Here is a 17,661-nt window from a genome sequence, read left to right on the forward strand (position 1 = left end):
CCCACCCCTGGCTCGGCGAGCACGTCGTCATGGGCAACGCGCTGCTGCCCGGCACGGCCTTCGTGGAACTCGCGGTCCGCGCCGGCGACGAGGTCAGTCCGCGCCCGGGCCCCGGTGTGCCCCTCCGGGGCACCGATCGCTCACAGTGCCTGGGCGCCCGGCTTCACCATGCCGCGGACGGTCCGCGACTTCACGAACTCGCCCATGGCGGTCATCTCCCACTCACCGGAGAACTGCTTGATCAATTTGGCCATCATCACGCCGGTCTGAGGCTCGGCGGTGGTCAGGTCGAAGCGGACCAGCTCCTCGCCCGTGGTGGCGTCCAGCAGACGGCAGTAGGCCTTGGCCACCTCGGTGAACTTCTGACCGGAGAAGGAGTTGACCGTGAAGACCAGGCCGGTGGCGTCGGCGGGGAGGCGGCCGAGGTCCACCGTGATGACCTCGTCGTCGCCCGCGCCCTCGCCGGTGAGGTTGTCGCCGGAGTGCCGGATCGATCCGCCCAGGATGGTCAGCTTGCCGAAGTAGCAGCTGTCCAAGTGGTTGCGCTGCGGGCCGTACGCGATGACGGAGGCGTCCAGGTCGATGTCCTTGCCCCGGTAGGCGGGCTCCCAGCCGAGGCCCATCTTCACCTGCGACAGCAGTGGACGACCGCCCTTGACCAGGGACACCGTCTGGTTCTTCTGGAGACTGACCCGCCCCTTGTCGAGGTTGATCTTGCCGGTGGAGACGGGTGCCGGGGGTGCAGGAGGTGCCGGGGCGGCGAGGCGCGGGTCCATCGGAGCGACCGGCGGTACCGGCGGCACCGACGGGGCGACGGGCGTCGCGGCGGGAGCAGCGGCGGGCTCCTCGTCCACCGAGACGCCGAAGTCGGTCGCGATGCCGGCCAGCCCGTTGGCGTACCCCTGTCCCACGGCGCGGGCCTTCCAGGCGCCGTTGCGCAGGTAGATCTCGACGACCACCAGTGCCGTCTCCGTCGCCAGCCGGGGCGGGGTGAAGGTGGCGAGCACGGTGCCGTCGTCCGCGTTCCGGATGGTGGCCGTGGGTTCGATGCCCTGGAAGGTCTGGCCCGCGGCGTCCGGGCTCGCGGTGACGACGATCCGCTCGATGCCGGCCGGGAGGGCGCCGGTGTCCACCAGGATCGCGTCGGGCCCGGCCCCACCACCGGAGCGGTAGGTGACGCCGGGCCCGGCCGGCTGGTTGTAGAAGATGAAGTCGTCGTCCGAGCGCACCTTGCCGTTGGCGCTGAGCAGCAGGCCCGAAACGTCGAGCCGCACGGGGGCGGCCACGTCCACCGCCACGCGCGCGGCGGTGAGGGGGATGTTCGAGCCGGGGGTCATAGCGGTCATGCCACGGCTAACGAACCGGGTCCCTCCGCCGTTCCCCCGACGGAGGTCGGTTCGGCCACCTCGGTGATGTGCCCGCCTTCCGACCGTCAACCGCCGCACCTGCGGCGATATCGGGCATCACGCGGTTCAGGCCCAGATCCGGCGCATGAATATCCTTTCGGACCATGGGTGCTGTGGGGGCCGCGGAGCGCGCGGGGACCGTGGGGGCGAACTCGTTCCGGACGGCGGACGTGGACGAGGCGCGGGAGGAACTCGATGCGCGTTATTACGCCAATCGGATGACCGTCGTCGACGGGGACCGGCGCCCCTTCGCCGCTCGCTTCGACACCGTTGCACTCGGGCCGCTGGTCATCGGCGACCTCAGCTGCGGTGCCGACGTGCGCATGAGCTTCGGCGAACTCGGCGCGTACCACCTCAACGCCCCGCTGAGCGGCACCATGGAGATGCGTCAGGGCGGTGGCGGCCGGATCGTCGCGACACCGGACGAGGCCCTGTTGCTCGATCCGGCGGGGGACACCTTCCTCGACCGTTGGAGCGGGGACTGCCGGACCCTGTCGGTGAAGGTCGGGGCGGCCGAACTGCGCGACCGCCTCGAACGGCTGACGGGCCGGGCGGTGCGCGGCCCCCTGGCCTTCGAGCCCCGCCTGGACATCACGCGGGGCCCCGGGCTGAGCTGGGTGCGCTTCGCCCGGCAGGTCGCCGCCGAAGCGCTCGCCGGGGACGGGCTCGCCACGCACGACCTGGTGGCCCGTCCGCTCCAGGAGGCGCTCCTCAACGGACTGCTCCTGGCCGCCGAGCACCCCTGGCGCGAGGACCTCGCCCACCCGGGGGAACCACGGCGACCGGCCCCGGTCAAACGTGCGATGGACGCGGTGCAGGAGCGCCCCGAGCACCCGTTCACCAGCACCGAGCTCGCCGCCCTGTCCCGGGTCAGCGTGCGCCGCCTCCAGGAGTCCTTCCGGGAGTACGTGGGGATGTCGCCCATGGCGTACGTGCGGGAGGTCCGGCTCGACCGGGTCCACGAGGAACTGCGGCAGGCGGCGCCGGGCGAGGCCGCTGTGAGCGAGGTGGCCTGGCGCTGGGGCTTCGCCCACCAGGGGCGGTTCGCGGCCCGCTACCGGGAGAAGTTCGGCGAGTCGCCGTCCCGGACGCTACGGGCGGGCGACTGACGGCGCGGCGCGTGCGCCGGTCCGTGCTTCCGTGCACCAAGCCGTCGCGTATTCCGGACAGGTGCCGCGTTCTGCGGCTCGCGGTGATCTCGGGGCGGACCTACCTTGAGTGGGCCATGTGCGCCCAGGCGCACCGTGGCCCAGGTCCCGGCCGGGTTCCCCCGTATCAGTCCGGCCGGGGCCCACCCGCCCTGCTCCCGGCCGGAACCGCCACCGAAGCCCTGCCGAAGCGGGGAGGGCACCGGCGCGCCCAGAACACGGGAAACCTCCTGCCCGCGGAACCCCGCGGGCAGGAGGGCCAGCGTGCCCGGACAGGCAGGTGCCCCCCCGGGACCCGCACCAAGGGCGTCACCAGGCCAGGTCCTCCAGCGCGTCCAGGTCCGGCACCGCCACCGCCATCGGCTCGACGTCGTCCGCGCCCACCCGCAACTCCGCCCAGATCGTCTTGCCGCGCCGGGCGTACCGCGTGCCCCACCGCTCCGCGTACTGGGCGACCAGGTAGAGCCCCCGCCCGCCCTCGTCCGTCGCCGCCGCGTGCCGCAGGTGCGGCGAGGTGCTGCTGCCGTCCGACACCTCGCAGATCAGCGTCCGGTCGTGCAGGAGCCGCACCGTCACCGGGTCGGCTCCGTACCGCACCGCGTTGGTGATCAGCTCGCTGAGGATCAGCTCCGCCGTGAACGCCAGCCCGTCGAGCCCCCACTCCGAGAGCTTCGCCGCCGCCGCGTTCCGCACCGGAGAGACCGCCGAGGGGTCCCGCGGCACCGTCCACTCCGCGATCCGTTCCCGGTCGAGCAGTCGGGTCTGTGCCACCAACAGGGCGATGTCGTCGCGCGGCGCCGGTGAGAGGAGCGTCGCGAGCACGTCCGAGCAGGTCTGCTCCGGGCTCCGGTCCGGCCGGGAGAGCGTCGACCGCAGCAGCCCGAGCCCCGCGTTCAGGTCCCGCCCGCGGTCCTCCAGGAGCCCGTCCGTGAAGAGCACCAGCTTGCTCCCCTCCGGCAGTCGCAGCTCCGTCGCCTCGAACGGCACGTCCCCCAGACCGAGCCCCAGCGGCAGGCCCGGGGACAGCTCGGGGAAATCGACCCGCCCGTCGGGACCCACCAGAGCCGGACCGGGGTGCCCCGCGCTCGCCACCGTGCAGAGCCCGGACGCCGGGTCGTAGATCGCATACAGGCAGGTCGCGCCGGTGATGCCCTCGTCCCGCCGTCTTCCCTCGCCGTCCGTCTCCTCCGCATCGCGGTCCTCGATCCGGCCGGTCAGCTCGTCGAGATGGCCGAGCAGCTCGTCCGGCGGCACGTCCAGGGTCGAGAAGTTGTGCACCGCGGTCCTCAACCGCCCCATGGTCGCCGCCGCGTGCAGACCGTGCCCCACCACGTCCCCCACCACCAGCGCCACCCGCGCGCCCGGCAGCGGGATCACGTCGAACCAGTCACCCCCCACACCGGCCTTCGCCGGGAGGTAGCGGTACGCCACCTCCACCGCGCTCTGCTCGGGCAGCACCCGCGGCAGCAAGCTCCGCTGGAGGGTCACCGCCATGGCGTGCTCCCGCGTGAACCGGCGCGCGTTGTCGATCGCGACCGCCGCCCGCGCCGCCAACTCCTCCGCGAACGACAGGTCCTCCTCCCCGAACGGCTCCGGAGTGTCCGCACGCCAGAAGTTCGCCATTCCCAGCACCACACCGCGGGCCAGCAGCGGCACCGTGAGCAGCGAGTGCATCCCGTACGCCAGGGCCTGCGCCGCCCCCTCCGGGTCCTGGGCCCGCCACCCCTCCGCCGAGGCCAGCTCCGCCTGTACCACCGCGTGGCCCGCGTGCAGCGCCGTCGCCATCGGAGTGCTGCGGACGTCGAAGCGCACGACGTCCCCGACCGGCTGGAGCGGCTGGTCGGGGCGCAGTCCGCTCAATGCCGTCCGCCGCATTTCGGTGGAGGCCGACGCGACCTGCGGCGGTTCCTCCCCGCGCAGCACCGCTTCCGGCAGCTCCACCGTCGCGAAGTCCGCGAACCGGGGCACCGCGACCTCCGCCAGCTCCTCCGCCGTGCGCACGACCTCCAGCGTCGTCCCGATCCGCACCCCCGCCTCGTACAGCAGTTGCAGACGGCCGCGGGCCACCGCGGCCCGCCCGGTCACGGCGGCCAGCTCGGTGGTGTCCCGCATCGTCATCACGCACCCGGACTCCGAACCGTGCGGCAAGGTCGGCCGCACGCTCACCGCGAGCAGCCGGTCGCCCGCCCGGTGCACCTCGTCGGTCGCGGCCCGCCCCGACTCCAGGAGCTCGACGGTCCGCGGGTCGAGACCGAGCTCCGAGACGTGCCGCCGCTCCGCCTCCGCGGTCAGGCCGAGCAGCCGGCGCGCCTCGTCGTTGGCGAGCAGCAGCCGGTGGTCGGCATCCACGATCAACACGCCTTCCCGCACGGCGTGCAGCACCGCCTCGTGGTGCTCCTTCATCCGGGTCATCTCCGCAGGCCCCAGGCCGTGCGTCTGCCGCCGCAGCCGCTGGCTCACCAACGCCGCGCCGCCCACCGCCACCGCCAGGGCACCGCCCGCCGCGCCGAGGAGCAGCGGCAGCCGCTCCTCCACCGCGTGCGCGATGCTCTCCACCGCGATGCCACTGCTGACCAGGCCCACGACCCGGCCCTGTGCGTCCAGCACCGGGACCACGGCCCGCACGGCGTCGTTCGGCGCTCCGTGGAAGAGCTCCGTGTACGACTCCCCGTCCACTGCGGCCCGCGAGAGGTCACCGGTCGCCTTCTGGCCGATCAGCTCCGGCTGGGAGTCGGTGTACCGCACCCCGGAGGGGCTCAGCACCGCGATGAAGTCCACGCCCGTGGCCAGCCGGGTCGCTTCCGCCCGCTTCTGCAGCTCCGCCGTCGGATCGGGCGAGGTCAGCGCCGTGTCGATGCCGGGCGCGTGTGCGAAGGCCTCGGCGACCGCGAGCGAACGGACCCGGGCGTCCCGCTCGGTGTCCCGCCGCTCCTGCTGGAACGTCACGAAGGCAGCCACCGCGATCACCAGGAGCGCGATCAGCGCCTCCAGCGCGAACACCTGACCCGCGACGCTCCGCAGCCCCGTGCCCCGCCCCTTCTCCGCACCGCTTCCGCCCAGCCGTTCCCGCCCCCGCCACCTGCGCCAGCCCCGTCCCCGGCCCCGGATCATCCGGTGCTCCGAGCGATCAACAGGGCCACGTCGTCCGGTGCGCCCGGCCGGCGCAGCGCCGTGAGCAGCCGGTCGCAGGTCTCCTCCAGAGGACCCCGTGCCTCGTCCAGGAGGCTGACGAGAAGGGCGAGCCGCTCGTCGATCGCATCGGCGCGGGTCTCGATCAGCCCGTCCGTGTACAGCACCAGGCGGTCGCCGGGGCGGAACGGCACCCGGGCCGTCCGAAAGGTGCCGCCGCCGACGCCCAGCGGCACCCCGGTGGAGAGCCGCACCAACTCCGCCGGTCCGTCCACCGGGATCCGTACGGGCGGAAGGTGGCCCGCGTTCGCGATCCGGCAGCGCTGTCGCACCGGATCGTGCACGGCGAAGAGACAGGTCGCGATGTAGTGCTCCAGACCCGCCGTGATCCGGTCCAGGTGCCGCAGCACCTGTGCGGGGGACAGGTCGAGGTCCGCGAACGCACAGGTCGCGGTCCGCAGCCGGCCCATCGTCGCCGCCGCGTCGATGCCGCTGCCCATGACGTCCCCGACGACGAGCGCCGTCTTGTCGTCGGGCAGCGCGATCACGTCGTACCAGTCGCCCCCGACCTCGCTGGACGCGTGTGCCGGCTGGTAGCGGGCGGCGACCTCCAGGCCCGCCCGTTCCGGCGGCACCACGGGCAGCAAGCTCCGCTGGAGCGTCACCGCCGAGTTCCGCACGCTCTGGTACCAGCGGGCGTTGTCGATGCTGACGGCGGCGCGGGCCGCGAGCTCCGTCGCGAGCAGCACGTCGTCGCCGTCGAAGGGCAGTGCGTTCCGGTCCCGCTTGAGGTCCAGCGCGCCCAGCACCTCGCCGCGCGCGATCAGCGGCACCGCCAGGTACGAGTGGACCCCGGCCCTGGCGAGCAGCTCGGCGGCCTCCGGGCTCCGGGCGATCCGCGACAGGTCTCCGGGGCCGACGCGCTCCACCAGCACGGGCCGCCCGGTGTGCACGCACCGGGTGACGAGCCGGTCGGCCCCGTACATGGCGACCTCCCCGGGTGGGTCCGCCGCCGGCAGGGCCTCCGTATCGCCCTCGGCCTTCACGGCGAGCGCCCGGAACAGCGCCGGACCCTCCTCCGGAGCACCCGGCCTACGCAGGGCCAGTACGGAGTCCAGGACGTCGACGGCAGCGACGTCCGCGAGCTCCGGCACCACGACCGAGGCCAGTTCGTCCGCCGTCCGTTCCACCTCCAGGGTGGTGCCCACCCGGGCCGAGGCGTCGGCGACGAGCGCGAGTCGCCGTCGGGACCGGTCCGCCGCGGCGTCCGCCCGGTGCCGCTCGGTCACGTCGATCACCGAGACGGCGACGCCCAGGACCCGGCCCTCGGAACCCTCCAACCGGTAGAGGGACACGGACCAGGCGTGGTCGTGGTCCGGGTCCGCGGGCGTCCGTCCCACCGTGGCGTGGTCGAGCAGCGGCGTCCCCGTGGTGAGCACCGTCCGCAGCGCGGTGTCGAGGGCCGTGGCGTCGAGCATCGGCAGCATGTCGCCGATCCGCCGTCCGAGGTGCAGCTCGGCCGGAATGCCGTTGATCCGCTCCAGGGCCGGGTTCACCAGGACGTAGCGCAGCTCGGTGTCGAGCACGGCGAGGCCGATCGGCGACTGGGAGACCAGCCGGTCGGAGAGCGCGAGCTCGGTCTCGATCCGTTCGACGGCTGCGCTGTCGGCCGCCACCCCCAGGGCGTACAGACCGCCCAGGTCGTCGGTGAGCCGCATGTTGCGGAACTCCACCCGTCGGGTGGATCCGTCCTTGTGCCGCACGGGGAAGGTCCCCGCCCAGGTCGCACCGCCGTGCAGGACCTCGCGGAAGAGGCGCACGGCCTCCTCGCGGTGCTCCTCGTCGACGATCAGCCGGGCCACGTACTGCCCGAGGGCTTCGTCGGCGCGGAAACCGAAGAGGCCCTCCGCCTGGGGGCTCCACAGCACGATCCGCCCCTGGGCGTCCACGACGACGGCCGCGACCCCGAGCACGTCGAGGAGCCCCTTGCCGTCCAGGGGCAACCCGAACCGTCCTGTCGTCCCAGAGAAGGAACCGGCCGTCACACTGCCCTCCTCCCGCCGCGCCACGCGCCTTCCTCCATGCTCCCCGTCGGTCAGCCGCCCCGCACCAGGAGCCCGTCACGGTACGCCCCGGAGAACAGCGCGGCGACCCTGCCGAGACCCACCAGGGAGAGCAGCGGCAGCAGGGCCGCCATCGCCGCGTTCAGGAGGGCCAGGAGCGGCTTGCGCCGCACGCGGTCCGCGACCGTGCTGAGCAGCGGCCCGAGCAGCACGGGCGCCCAGAGGGCGAACGCGGTCAGGGCCGCGAGCGCGTCCGAGCCGGTGAGGGACTTGACCCAGATGCCGGAGACCAGCCACATCGCCGTCGTACCGAACCCGGACACGACGACACCCATCAGATATCCACGCATGGCCGAAGGCTGTCGACCGAGGAGGGCCGTGCGGATCGGGCGGATGCCCTAGGAAACGGACGTGGTGCCCCGCCACCGGTGCCGGGGCATCCGGTGAGCGCCCTGGTCGAGGGGTGCCGCACCGGCGCGGTCGGCCCCGTCCGCGGGGGCGTCGGACCGGTGCGCAGGCGCCGGAACGGGCCGCAGCGCGGCCGGGGACGCCGCGCACGACCGGTCGTCGCGGGTCACCGTTCGCCGCCCCCGCGGGCCTCGTACCGCAGTGCGATCCCGGTCACCACGGCGCCGAGTCCTTCCCACAGCCCGACCCCGAGGAAGCCGGTGGGCGCGCGGCCGGTGACGACCGCCAGGGTGAAGACCGCACAGGTCAGCAGCCGGAACGGGACCGTCCAACGGAAGAAGGGCTTCCAGTCGGCGAGGGAGGCCAGGACGTAGTAGACGCCCATGTTGAGCGCGGCCATCGAGGAAGCGGTCAGGAAGACCAGGGTGTGGTCCCCCTCCGCACGGCCGCCCGCGGGAACCGGCTCGAAGCCCATGACCGTGAGCAGCGCGTCCGGGGCGACCAGGCCCACCACGCCCAGGGCGGCGGCGAGCACGCCGAAGACCGCCATGGTCCAGCCGGACAGGGAACGGGGCAGGCGCACGGGGTCCTCCGCGAGGTGACAGCAGGTTCGGTGAATCGAATGTGTGCTCGGTGAGGAGCGTGATCCTGCATATCGCGTGCCGGGGCCCCGCGGCCAATCGCTCCCCGTCACACGTCACTTCAGCGCCGCCTCCATCATCTTCTGTGCCACCGGAGCGGCCAGCCCGTTGCCGCTGACCTCGGAACGGGCCGCGCCCGAGTCCTCGATCATCACGGCAACGGCGACCTGCTTCCCCGTCGAGGGGTCCTTCGCGTAGGAGGTGAACCAGGCGTACGGGGTCTTGCTGTTGTTCTCGCCGTGCTGCGCGGTGCCGGTCTTGCCGCCGACCTCGGCGCCCGCCACGGCCGCATTGGTGCCGGTGCCCTTCTGTACCACGGTCACCATCGCGCTCCGCAACTGCTCGGCGGTCGAGGCGGAGACGATCCGCTCCGCGTCCCCGTCCCGGTATGTCCGGAGCGGGTCGCCGTCGGAGTCGACGACCTCCGAGACCATGTGCGGAGCGGCGAGCAGGCCGTCGTTGGCGATCACGGCCGACACCAGGGCCATCTGGAGCGGGGTGGCGGTCACGTCGAACTGGCCGATGCCGGTGAGCGCCGTCTGCGCCGCGTCCATGCCGGACGGGTAGACGCTCGCGTAGGCGCGGACCGGGACGTCCATCTCGGCGTCGTTGAAGCCGAACTTCTCCGCCATCGCCCGCACCTTGTCCTGCCCCAGGTCGGCGGCCATCTTGCCGAAGACGTTGTTGCAGGAGTACTGCAGCGCGGTGCGGATCGTGGCGTTCTCGCAGGGGGCGGAGGGGTTCTCGTTCTTCAGCACGGTCCGGGTGCCCGGCAGGGTGTACGGGTCGGGACTCTCCGTCGCCGCGTCCACGGAGCCGTACAGGCCGTCCTCCAGGGCCGCCGCCGCGACGACCAGCTTGAAGGTGGAACCCGGGGGGAGCGGCTGCCGCAGCGCCCGGTTGACCAGCGGCTTGTCCTCGTCGGAGGTCAGCTCCTTCCAGACGTCCCCGTCGTTCGTCCCGGCGATTTTCGACGGGTCGTACGACGGGGTGGAGACCATGGCGAGGATCCGGCCGCTCGCCGGGTCGACGGCGACGGCCGCGCCCTTCTTGCTCCCGAGCGCCCGGTAGGCGGCCTCCTGGACGTCCGGGTCGATCGTGGTGACGACCGTGCCCGGCTCCTGCTGCTTGCGGGTGACGGCGTCCAACGGGTTCTTCAGCCGGTCGTCGGTGCCGTCGAGGACGTCGGAGAAGATGCCTTCCAGCTGGGTGGCACCGTACGCCTGCGAGCTGTAACCGGTGACCGCCGCGTACAGCTCGCCCTCCGTGTAGGTCCGCTTGTACGCGAGGTCCGATCCCTCCGTCCTCGTCGAGCCGGTGACCGGGGAGCCGGCCACGACGATGTTCCCGAGCGGCTGCGCGTACTGCGCGATGGTCTTCCGCCGGTTCTTCGAGTCGTCCGCGAGCGCCTTGCCTTCGTACGCCTGCACCCAGGTCGCCCGCCCCAGCAGGGCCAGCACCAGGGCCAGCACGAAGACCGACGTGTTCCTGATCGTCTTGTTCATCGCACCCATGGGGACGAACGGGCACGTGGGGGACGTTCCGGATGTGGCCCGTTTCTCAGCGAACCTTCATGTCCGCGCCGCCCGCCGCAACGCTTCGCGATCCTCCCTCCGGGCGATCGCCCGGACCGGTGCGCTACGGAGCCCCCGACCGGGCGGCCAGAAGCGGAATGAACCGGCCCGCCGTGGTGTTCCCCGCGGGGAAGAACACCATCCCCTACCCCTCCCGGAGAGATCACCCATGCGCGTCGAGATATGGAGCGACATCGCCTGCCCCTGGTGCTACATCGGCAAGGCCCGTTTCGAGAAGGGGCTCGCGGCCTTCGCCCACCGCGACGACGTCGAGGTCGTGCACCGCTCCTTCGAGCTCGACCCGCACCGCGCCAAGGGCGACACGGGCCCGGTCCTGGAGATGCTGGCGAAGAAGTACGGCCGCACCCTCGACGAAGCCCGCGCCATGGAGGCGCACGTCGCTTCGAACGCGCACTCGGAGGGCCTCGACTACCGCACCGAGGGTCGCGACCACGGCAACACCTTCGACATCCACCGCCTGCTCCACCTCGCCAAGGAGCGCGGACGGCAGGGCGAGCTCCTGGACCTGGCCTACCGGGCCAACTTCGCCGAGGAGCGCTCCGTCTTCGAGCCGGAGACCCTGGTCGACCTCGGGGTCGAGGCCGGCCTCGACGAGACCGAGGTGCGCGCCGTCCTCGCCGACGGGTCCGCCTACGCCGAGGCGGTGCGGGAGGACGAACGCGAGGCTGCCGAACTCGGTGCCAACGGCGTCCCGTTCTTCGTCCTGGACCGGCGTTACGGCGTCTCCGGCGGCCAGCCCGCCGAAGTCTTCACCCAAGCCCTGGAGCAGGCGTGGCAGGGACGCGTCCTGCAGCCGGTCGGCGCCGGTGCGGAGGTCTGCGGCCCGGACGGAACCTGCGAGGTTCCTCAGCAGTGACCTCCCTCGGCCACCACTCTGACCTGCGGAGATAAGCGGCGCTTGGAGACTCCCCACGGTCAGGCCGCCATTGACGGGTGATCGCGGGGAGCCCAGGGTGGGGACATGGACCCCCTTGACCAGCCGCTCGGCGGAGCCGAGTTCGCGCCCAAGCGCACCTATCTGGACACCTCCAGCTGCGGACTCCTGCCCCGCCGGACCGTCGAAGCCGTCACGCTCCTCGCCCAGGAGACCGCCGACGGCCGACCGGGCGGTGCCGGCAGCTTCGACGTGGTGGCCGAGGCCCGTGCCGCCTTCGCCCGCATCGCCGGCGTCGCCCCCGAACGCGTCGCCGTCGGCAGCTCGGTCGCCGTCCACTGCGGAATGATCGCCCAGTCGATGCCGGCCGGGGCCGAGGTCCTGTTCCCCGAAGGGGACTTCTCCTCGGTCATCACTCCGTTCACGATCCGCGGCGACCTCAAGACCCGCTTCGTTCCGCTGGAGCGACTGGCCGAGTCCGTCCGTCCCGAGACCGCACTCGTCGCCTTCTCCGCCGTCCAGTCCGCGAACGGGCGCACGGCGGACTTCGCTGCGGTCCGGGAAGCGGCGTCCGCCCACGGTGCCCGCACCCTCCTGGACGCCACCCAGTCCGCCGGCTGGCTGCCGCTCGACGCGGGACGGTGGGACTACACGGTCACCGGCGGCTACAAGTACCTGCTCTGCCCGCGCGGGGCGTCCTTCCTCACCGTCACCGAGGAGGCGCAGGACTCGCTCCTCCCGATCCACGCCAACTGGGTCACCGGCGAGGAGCTGTGGGCGAACGTCTACGGACCGGTCCGCGAACTGGCCCGCTTCGCCAGCCGTTTCGACGAGCCGGTGGCCTTCCTCTCGTACCACGGGGCGGCCCGCTCGCTCGCCCTCCTGGAGGAGATCGGCATCGAGCGGATCGAAGCCCACGACAAGGGACTCGCGGCCCGCTTCCGCTCCGGGCTCCTCGACCTCGGTCACGTGCCGGTCATGGACGACTCGACGGTCGTCGCCGTTCCCGGACTCGGGCACCGGGCGGACTCCCTCCACGAGGCGGGCGTCCTGCTCTCGACCCGTGCGGGCAACCTGCGGGCCTCCTTCCACCTGTACAACACCGCGGCGGACGTGGACCGCGCCCTGGAGGCGCTGGCGGGCTGACGTCCGGCGGAGGCCCGGCGTCCGGCCTCCGCCCCTCCCGCACGCCGCTCACTCCCAGGCGTCCACGGCCGTCCGGCGCGCACCCTCCAGGTCCACCGCCCGTCCCGCAGCACCGAGTGCCGCCCCCAGGGCGGTCAGCGACGACAGCACCGCCTCCGGGCTCGCGTCCACGCCGTAGTGGTTGACCCGGACCATCTCCCGGGACAGTGCGCCACCGCCCGCGACCAGCGGCACCGACGGGTCCGCCGCCAGCGCCTTCGCCACCAGCTCCGAGGCGTCGACGCCCGCGGGAGCCCGCAGCGTCGTCGCCACCGGGGCCGCGTCCTCCTCCCGGTGCACATACGGTTCGAGACCGCCGCCCAGCGCCAGGGCGCCCGCGCGGGTCGCAGCAGCCGCCGAGGCGTGCCGGCCCATCAGCGCGGGCAGCCCCTCCGTCTCGATCCGCTCCACACAGGCCTCCAGGGCCAGCATCTCCAGCTGGGCGGGGGCATGGAGCAGCGTCCTGCGGCCCCCGTCGATCCAGCGCTCCTTCCAGTCGAGGAGGGAGAGGTACGAGCGGCGCGGCGCGGCCGGGTTGGCGGCGAACCGTTGCCACGCCCGCTCGCTCACCGACACCGCGGACACCCCCGCGGGCCCGCCCATCGCCTTCTGCGCGCCGATGATGCACATGTCGACGCCCCAGGCGTCCGGCAGCACCGGCTCGGCGCCGATCGACGCCACCGCGTCCAGGTAGAACAGCGCGCCGTGCGCCCGCACCACCTCGCCGATCTCGGCGACCGGGTTGGTGTTGCCGGTCGCCGCCTCCGCGTGCACCAGCGAGACGAAGTCGATCTCCGGGTGTTCGGAGAGCGCCTGTTCCACCTGCTCCGCCGTCACCGCCGCGTGGAAGGGCACCGTCAGGTCGACGACCGTCGCACCACAGTCCCGGAGCCAGTTCCCGAAGGTCTGCCCGTACGGACCGGTGACCACGTTCAGCGCGGTCGAACCGGCCCGCGCGCCGCTGCGGATGCACCCCTCCAGGGGCAGCAGCGCCTCGCCCTGGGTGATCACCACGTCCTGCTCCGTGGAGAGCAGGGCGGCCACCCGGCGCTCGATGGACGCGAAGCGCGCGGCGGTCAGCGGGGCCAGGTCCAGCAGCGGATGTGTCACGGTCACGGCGGTGCCTTCTTCGGTTCGGTGCGACTCGCTTCGACGCGGGCGAAGCTCCTGATCAGGGTACCGAGCGGTGATCGCACGACACCGGGAGCCGCTCCCCGCACGCGCCCCCTTCCGGCCGCGCGGCGCAGCCCCTCGGGCACACCGGCCCCGGGGCCCCTCCACCGGCCCGGCGGTGTTCCCGCCCTCGTACAGTGCAGGCATGAGCGATCACGAGGTGCTGCACGTGAAGGGGCGGGTGCTCGTCGGCCCGGAGGACGTACGCGACGAACTGTGGTGCGTCGACGGGCGGATCACCTTCGACCGGCCCGCCGCCGAGGCGGTGACCGTCGAGGGGTGGGCGCTGCCCGGACTCGTCGACGCCCACTGCCACGTCGGTCTCGACCGGCACGGCCCCGTCGACGAGGCCACCAGCGAGAAGCAGGCCCTGGCCGACCGGGATGCCGGGACCCTGCTGATCCGGGACGCGGGCTCGCCCTCCGACACCCGCTGGATCGACGGGCGCGAGGACCTGCCCAAGGTCATCCGAGCGGGCCGCCACATCGCCCGCACCCGCCGCTACATCCGCAACTACGCCCATGAGATCGAGCCCGTCGACCTCGTCGCGTACGTCGGTCGGGAAGCCCGCCGTGGTGACGGCTGGGTCAAGCTCGTCGGCGACTGGATCGATCGGGAAGCGGGCGACCTCACCGCTTGCTGGCCGCGTCCCGAGGTCGAGGCGGCCATCGCCGAGGCGCACCGGCTCGGCGCCCGGGTCACTGCGCACTGCTTCGCCGAGGACTCGCTCCGGGACCTCGTCGAGGCCGGCATCGACTGCATCGAGCATGCGACCGGGCTCACCGAGGAGACGATTCCGCTCTTCGCCGAGCGGGGCGTCGCCATCGTCCCGACGCTGGTGAACATCGCGACCTTCCCGCACCTCGCCGACGGCGGCCAGGAGAAGTTCCCCCGCTGGTCGGCCCATATGCGCCGGTTGCACGAGCGCCGTTACGACACCGTCGGCGCGGCCTTCGACGCGGGCGTGCCCGTCTTCGTCGGCACCGACGCGGGCGGCTCCCTCGCCCATGGCCTGGTCGCGGAGGAGGTCGAGGAGCTCACCAAGGCGGGGATCCCGCCGATCGAGGCGCTCGCCGCCACCACGTGGGGGGCCAGGGCCTGGCTCGGCCGGCCCTCGTTGGAGGAGGGCGCCCCGGCCGACCTGGTCGTCTACGGCGAAGACCCCCGTGTGGACGTGCGCGTCCTCGCCGCGCCGCGCCGGGTCGTCGTCAACGGCCGGGTCCTGGCCTGACCCCCGGCGGGGTCAGCGGCTCAGGAACGCGAGCCGCGCCCGCTTCTCCGGGATGAAGACCTCGGGCAGGTCCACCTCGGGGAGCACCACCTCGGGGCCCAGCTCGAAGCCGGCCCGTCGCATGCGGGCGACGGCCTTCTCGTTTGCCGCGTCGGGTTCGACCACGATCCGGTGGTGGTCCTTGAGTGAGAAGGCGATGATCGCGATGAGCAACCGGCCCGTGAACCCGGGCTCGGGGGCCAGGCCCGGCGCGATGAGCAGGTGGAGGCCGATGTCCCCCGGTCGCACCGGGTAGCATTCGCCGACCCGGTCGGCCGCGGGGTCGTACGTCTGGAGGAGCGCGACCGGCTCCCCGTCCCGATCGACCAGGTAGCCGTGGTGCGTGGTCAGAGAGTCGAGGTGCCCGTAGACCTCCCGGACCTGTTCGACGGTGGTCCCGAGCATGCCCCAGAACCGAGCCCGTTCCTCGTTCACCCAGCCGTGGATGAGCGGGGCGTCGCCCTCGGGGGAGACGGGGCGGATCGTGACGGTCCCGAAGCCCTCGACGGCCTGGACGTGTGCGGCGGCGGTCATGCCCTGCTCCTTGGTTCCTCGGTGAGGTGTTGCCAGTCCGTGGTGACGGGGGCGAGTTCGCCCCGCAGCCACAGGGGGAGTTGGTCGTGGTGGTGCGGGTCGCCGGGAACGCCGGATGCGCCGAACGGCACGATCCAGCGGCTCCGCCGGCGGTCGGAGAGGTCCCACACGTACCGGGCGGCGGAGGCGCGGGCGCTGCGATCGGTCCACCCCGGCACGCTGGACGTGGAGAGCACGCAGTCGTGGTCCCCGCCGAGCCCCGGCCACCGCTCGTCGTCCGGATCGGGCAGTGCCTGCCAGGGGGCGAGCCGGTGCGTCACGCCCCAGGCTGCGGGCGGTCCGCCGGAGCCGACCTCGTCGAGCGCCTCGCCCACGATCCGGTCGATGTCCTCGGCGGGCACGGGGCCGGTCACGAGCAGCGTTTCCAGGGCGAAGGCGACCCGTGGCCCGAGCGCCAGCCAGGGGCGGAACAGCTCGGGGTACGGGTCGCCTTCGCGCAGTGCCGCGAAGGCCCGGTGTCCGGCCAGCCTGCGCACGACGGCCCCGCGCACGGCTGCGTAGAGTCCGGCGTCCTGGCTGTCCGCGTCCATCCGCCGGTTCCAGCCGAGCAGTTGCTCCCGAACGTCCGCGCCGGCGGGGGAGAGGCGGTCGGCGACGGCCGTCGGGCCCTGCCCCGCGCGTCGTACCGCTTCCAAGAGGGGGGCTGCCGAGGGGTTGTCGGTGTCCGTGTGGATCGCAGCCATCGCCCCTGCGGTCCAGGACGCCGAGGCGCCGAGCAGTCCGTCGATCCGTGCCTCCCGGTGCGGCGGGGCGAACTCCACGCCCAAGGGCGCGGCCAGGCTCCGGGCGTTGGCCATGACGGCGTGGCCGTGCACCTCGGCACGGGGGAGCGGCGCGGGCCGTTCGTCCCAGGCGTGCGCCGGGTCCCAGGCGGGCACGACCCGCAGGGAGTTGGCACGGTCCCGCACGGGCACGTGGCCGGCGACCCGATGGAGCAGGCCGCCTCGGGTGTCGGCGGCCTGGACGACGTTCACTGGCTCGACCCAGCCGTCGAGGGCCGCGTCCACATCGGCGACGGTCCGGGCGCGCAGCAGTGCGGGCAGCGTCCCGAAGCCCAGCTCGCCGGTGACCCGTGGTGGATGCCGCAAGCTGATGGCCTCCCGGGTGCCGGCCGGATCCGTGGGGTCGGGGTCCCCGTCCAGGCCGATGATCACCGGGCCCCGCGCGGTCTCGACCACCTCGATCACGACCGGCTCGGCGCCCGCGACCTCGATCGTCTCCGTGTGCGCGGCGGCCGGGGCCCAACCGTCCGGGCCGAGCGCCACCGTGCTCCCGTCGGGGAGCCGGCGCAACCGCTCCCGGTACAGGTCCTGGTAGTCCGCCATCGCGTTGGTGATGGCCCAGGCCACCGGCCCGGCGTGACCGAAGTGGGCGATGCCGGGGACGCCCGGCACGGCGAGGCCCACCACGTCGTACGCGGGACAGGCGAGCCGGATCTGCTGGTAGACGCCGGGGGCCTCGACGAACCGGTGCGGATCGCCGGCCACCAGGGCGGCCCCGGTGGCGGTCCGGTCGCCCGACACGATCCAGCCGTTGGAACCGGCGGTGCCGGGGCCGTCCGTGGCGAAGAGTTCCGTCCACTCCTCGCCGAGCCGCCGGGCCACCTCCTCCCGCCACAGCTTGGTGGGGAAACCGGCGAAGAGGACGTGGGTCGAGAGCCAGACGGCGAGCGGGGTCCAAGGTTCCCAGCGGCCGGGCGCCAGTCCGGTCTCCGCGAACTCGGGTGCACGGCCCGCCCCTTCCGGGAGGCCGTCGTTGACCCCGGCCACGTAGGCGCGGACCCAAGCGGCCGTGGGCGCATCGGTCGCTTCGAGCCGCTCGAAGCAGCGGCGGGCGGTGTCGGCGATCCGGGCCTGTCGGGCGAAGACGTCCCAGCCGAGCTCCGCGGGGCCGAGGAAGGCAGCGGTGGTGCCCCGGGCCCGGTGCCGCTCGACCTCCAACTGCCAGGCCCGGTCGTGGGCGGTGGTCCGCCCCTGGGCGAAGGCGAGTTCGTTCGGGTCCGCGGCGCGCAGATGGGGGACGCCCCAGACGTCCCGATAGACCTCGATGCTCACGGAGACCCCGATCCCGTTCCTGTCCGTCGTACCCGTACGACCAAGCCTTGTTAGGTTAGGCTGGCCTAAATTAAACTACAGGAGTCGGGGAGGGGTCGGAGCGGCGGGGCGGGTGCGGGGC

General features: G+C 73.2%; 12 protein-coding genes and 2 pseudogenes. 5 read left to right on the top strand and 9 right to left on the bottom strand.

Annotated features, from left to right (window positions below):
* Positions 1-92 (top strand): annotated as a pseudogene (locus ACFW2Y_RS26720) (hypothetical protein); the annotation flags it as partial.
* A 48-nt stretch (positions 93-140) separates the two neighbouring features.
* Here ACFW2Y_RS26720 and ACFW2Y_RS26725 read toward each other — a convergent pair.
* Positions 141-1,346, bottom strand: coding sequence for a TerD family protein (locus ACFW2Y_RS26725; protein WP_384884227.1), 1,206 nt, complete (start codon positions 1,344-1,346; stop codon positions 141-143).
* Positions 1,347-1,510: 164 nt separating this feature from the next.
* On the opposite strand from ACFW2Y_RS26725, the gene ACFW2Y_RS26730 reads away from it, so the two are divergent.
* On the top strand, positions 1,511-2,515 hold the full coding sequence (locus tag ACFW2Y_RS26730) for an AraC family transcriptional regulator (RefSeq protein ID WP_384884230.1): 1,005 nt from the start codon (positions 1,511-1,513) through the stop codon (positions 2,513-2,515).
* A gap of 348 nt (positions 2,516-2,863) precedes the next feature.
* On the opposite strand, the gene ACFW2Y_RS26735 is transcribed toward ACFW2Y_RS26730, so the two are convergent.
* The 5 genes and pseudogenes from ACFW2Y_RS26735 to ACFW2Y_RS26755 form a co-directional block, all read right to left on the bottom strand.
* A complete protein-coding gene (locus ACFW2Y_RS26735) occupies positions 2,864-5,665 on the bottom strand; it encodes a SpoIIE family protein phosphatase (RefSeq protein WP_384884232.1) in 2,802 nt (933 codons plus the stop codon).
* On the bottom strand, positions 5,662-7,728 hold the full coding sequence (locus tag ACFW2Y_RS26740; protein ID WP_384884253.1) for a SpoIIE family protein phosphatase: 2,067 nt from the start codon (positions 7,726-7,728) through the stop codon (positions 5,662-5,664). Before ACFW2Y_RS26740 ends, ACFW2Y_RS26735 begins: the two co-directional genes overlap by 4 nt.
* 110 nt (positions 7,729-7,838) lie before the next feature.
* Positions 7,839-8,096: pseudogene (locus ACFW2Y_RS26745) on the bottom strand (MFS transporter); the annotation flags it as partial.
* 224 nt (positions 8,097-8,320) lie between these two features.
* Positions 8,321-8,704, bottom strand: a complete 384-nt coding sequence (locus ACFW2Y_RS26750; protein ID WP_384884256.1) for a hypothetical protein — start codon at positions 8,702-8,704, stop codon at positions 8,321-8,323.
* A gap of 147 nt (positions 8,705-8,851) precedes the next feature.
* Positions 8,852-10,300, bottom strand: a complete 1,449-nt coding sequence (locus ACFW2Y_RS26755) for a peptidoglycan D,D-transpeptidase FtsI family protein (RefSeq protein ID WP_384884235.1) — start codon at positions 10,298-10,300, stop codon at positions 8,852-8,854.
* Positions 10,301-10,538: 238 nt separating this feature from the next.
* Between ACFW2Y_RS26755 and ACFW2Y_RS26760 the strand changes: the two genes are divergently transcribed.
* A complete protein-coding gene (locus tag ACFW2Y_RS26760; RefSeq protein WP_384884238.1) occupies positions 10,539-11,246 on the top strand; it encodes a DsbA family oxidoreductase in 708 nt (235 codons plus the stop codon).
* 105 nt (positions 11,247-11,351) lie between these two features.
* On the top strand, positions 11,352-12,410 hold the full coding sequence (locus ACFW2Y_RS26765; RefSeq protein WP_384884241.1) for an aminotransferase class V-fold PLP-dependent enzyme: 1,059 nt from the start codon (positions 11,352-11,354) through the stop codon (positions 12,408-12,410).
* A 48-nt stretch (positions 12,411-12,458) separates the two neighbouring features.
* Here ACFW2Y_RS26765 and ACFW2Y_RS26770 read toward each other — a convergent pair whose 3' ends face one another.
* On the bottom strand, positions 12,459-13,559 hold the full coding sequence (locus ACFW2Y_RS26770; protein ID WP_384884259.1) for a pyridoxal-phosphate-dependent aminotransferase family protein: 1,101 nt from the start codon (positions 13,557-13,559) through the stop codon (positions 12,459-12,461).
* A gap of 208 nt (positions 13,560-13,767) precedes the next feature.
* On the opposite strand from ACFW2Y_RS26770, the gene ACFW2Y_RS26775 reads away from it, so the two are divergent.
* Positions 13,768-14,853: an amidohydrolase family protein gene (locus tag ACFW2Y_RS26775; protein WP_384884244.1), complete on the top strand. Its 1,086-nt coding sequence runs from the start codon at positions 13,768-13,770 to the stop codon at positions 14,851-14,853.
* Between the two features lie 12 nt (positions 14,854-14,865).
* Here ACFW2Y_RS26775 and ACFW2Y_RS26780 read toward each other — a convergent pair whose 3' ends face one another.
* Positions 14,866-15,426, bottom strand: coding sequence for a GNAT family N-acetyltransferase (locus ACFW2Y_RS26780; RefSeq protein WP_384884247.1), 561 nt, complete (start codon positions 15,424-15,426; stop codon positions 14,866-14,868).
* Positions 15,423-17,540: a penicillin acylase family protein gene (locus ACFW2Y_RS26785; protein ID WP_384884250.1), complete on the bottom strand. Its 2,118-nt coding sequence runs from the start codon at positions 17,538-17,540 to the stop codon at positions 15,423-15,425. The genes ACFW2Y_RS26780 and ACFW2Y_RS26785 overlap by 4 nt, the downstream gene beginning before the upstream one ends.
* Positions 17,541-17,661: the final 121 nt, after the last annotated feature.

The sequence above is a fragment of the Streptomyces sp. NPDC058877 genome (assembly GCF_042742855.1).
GTDB lineage: Bacteria > Actinomycetota > Actinomycetes > Streptomycetales > Streptomycetaceae > Streptomyces.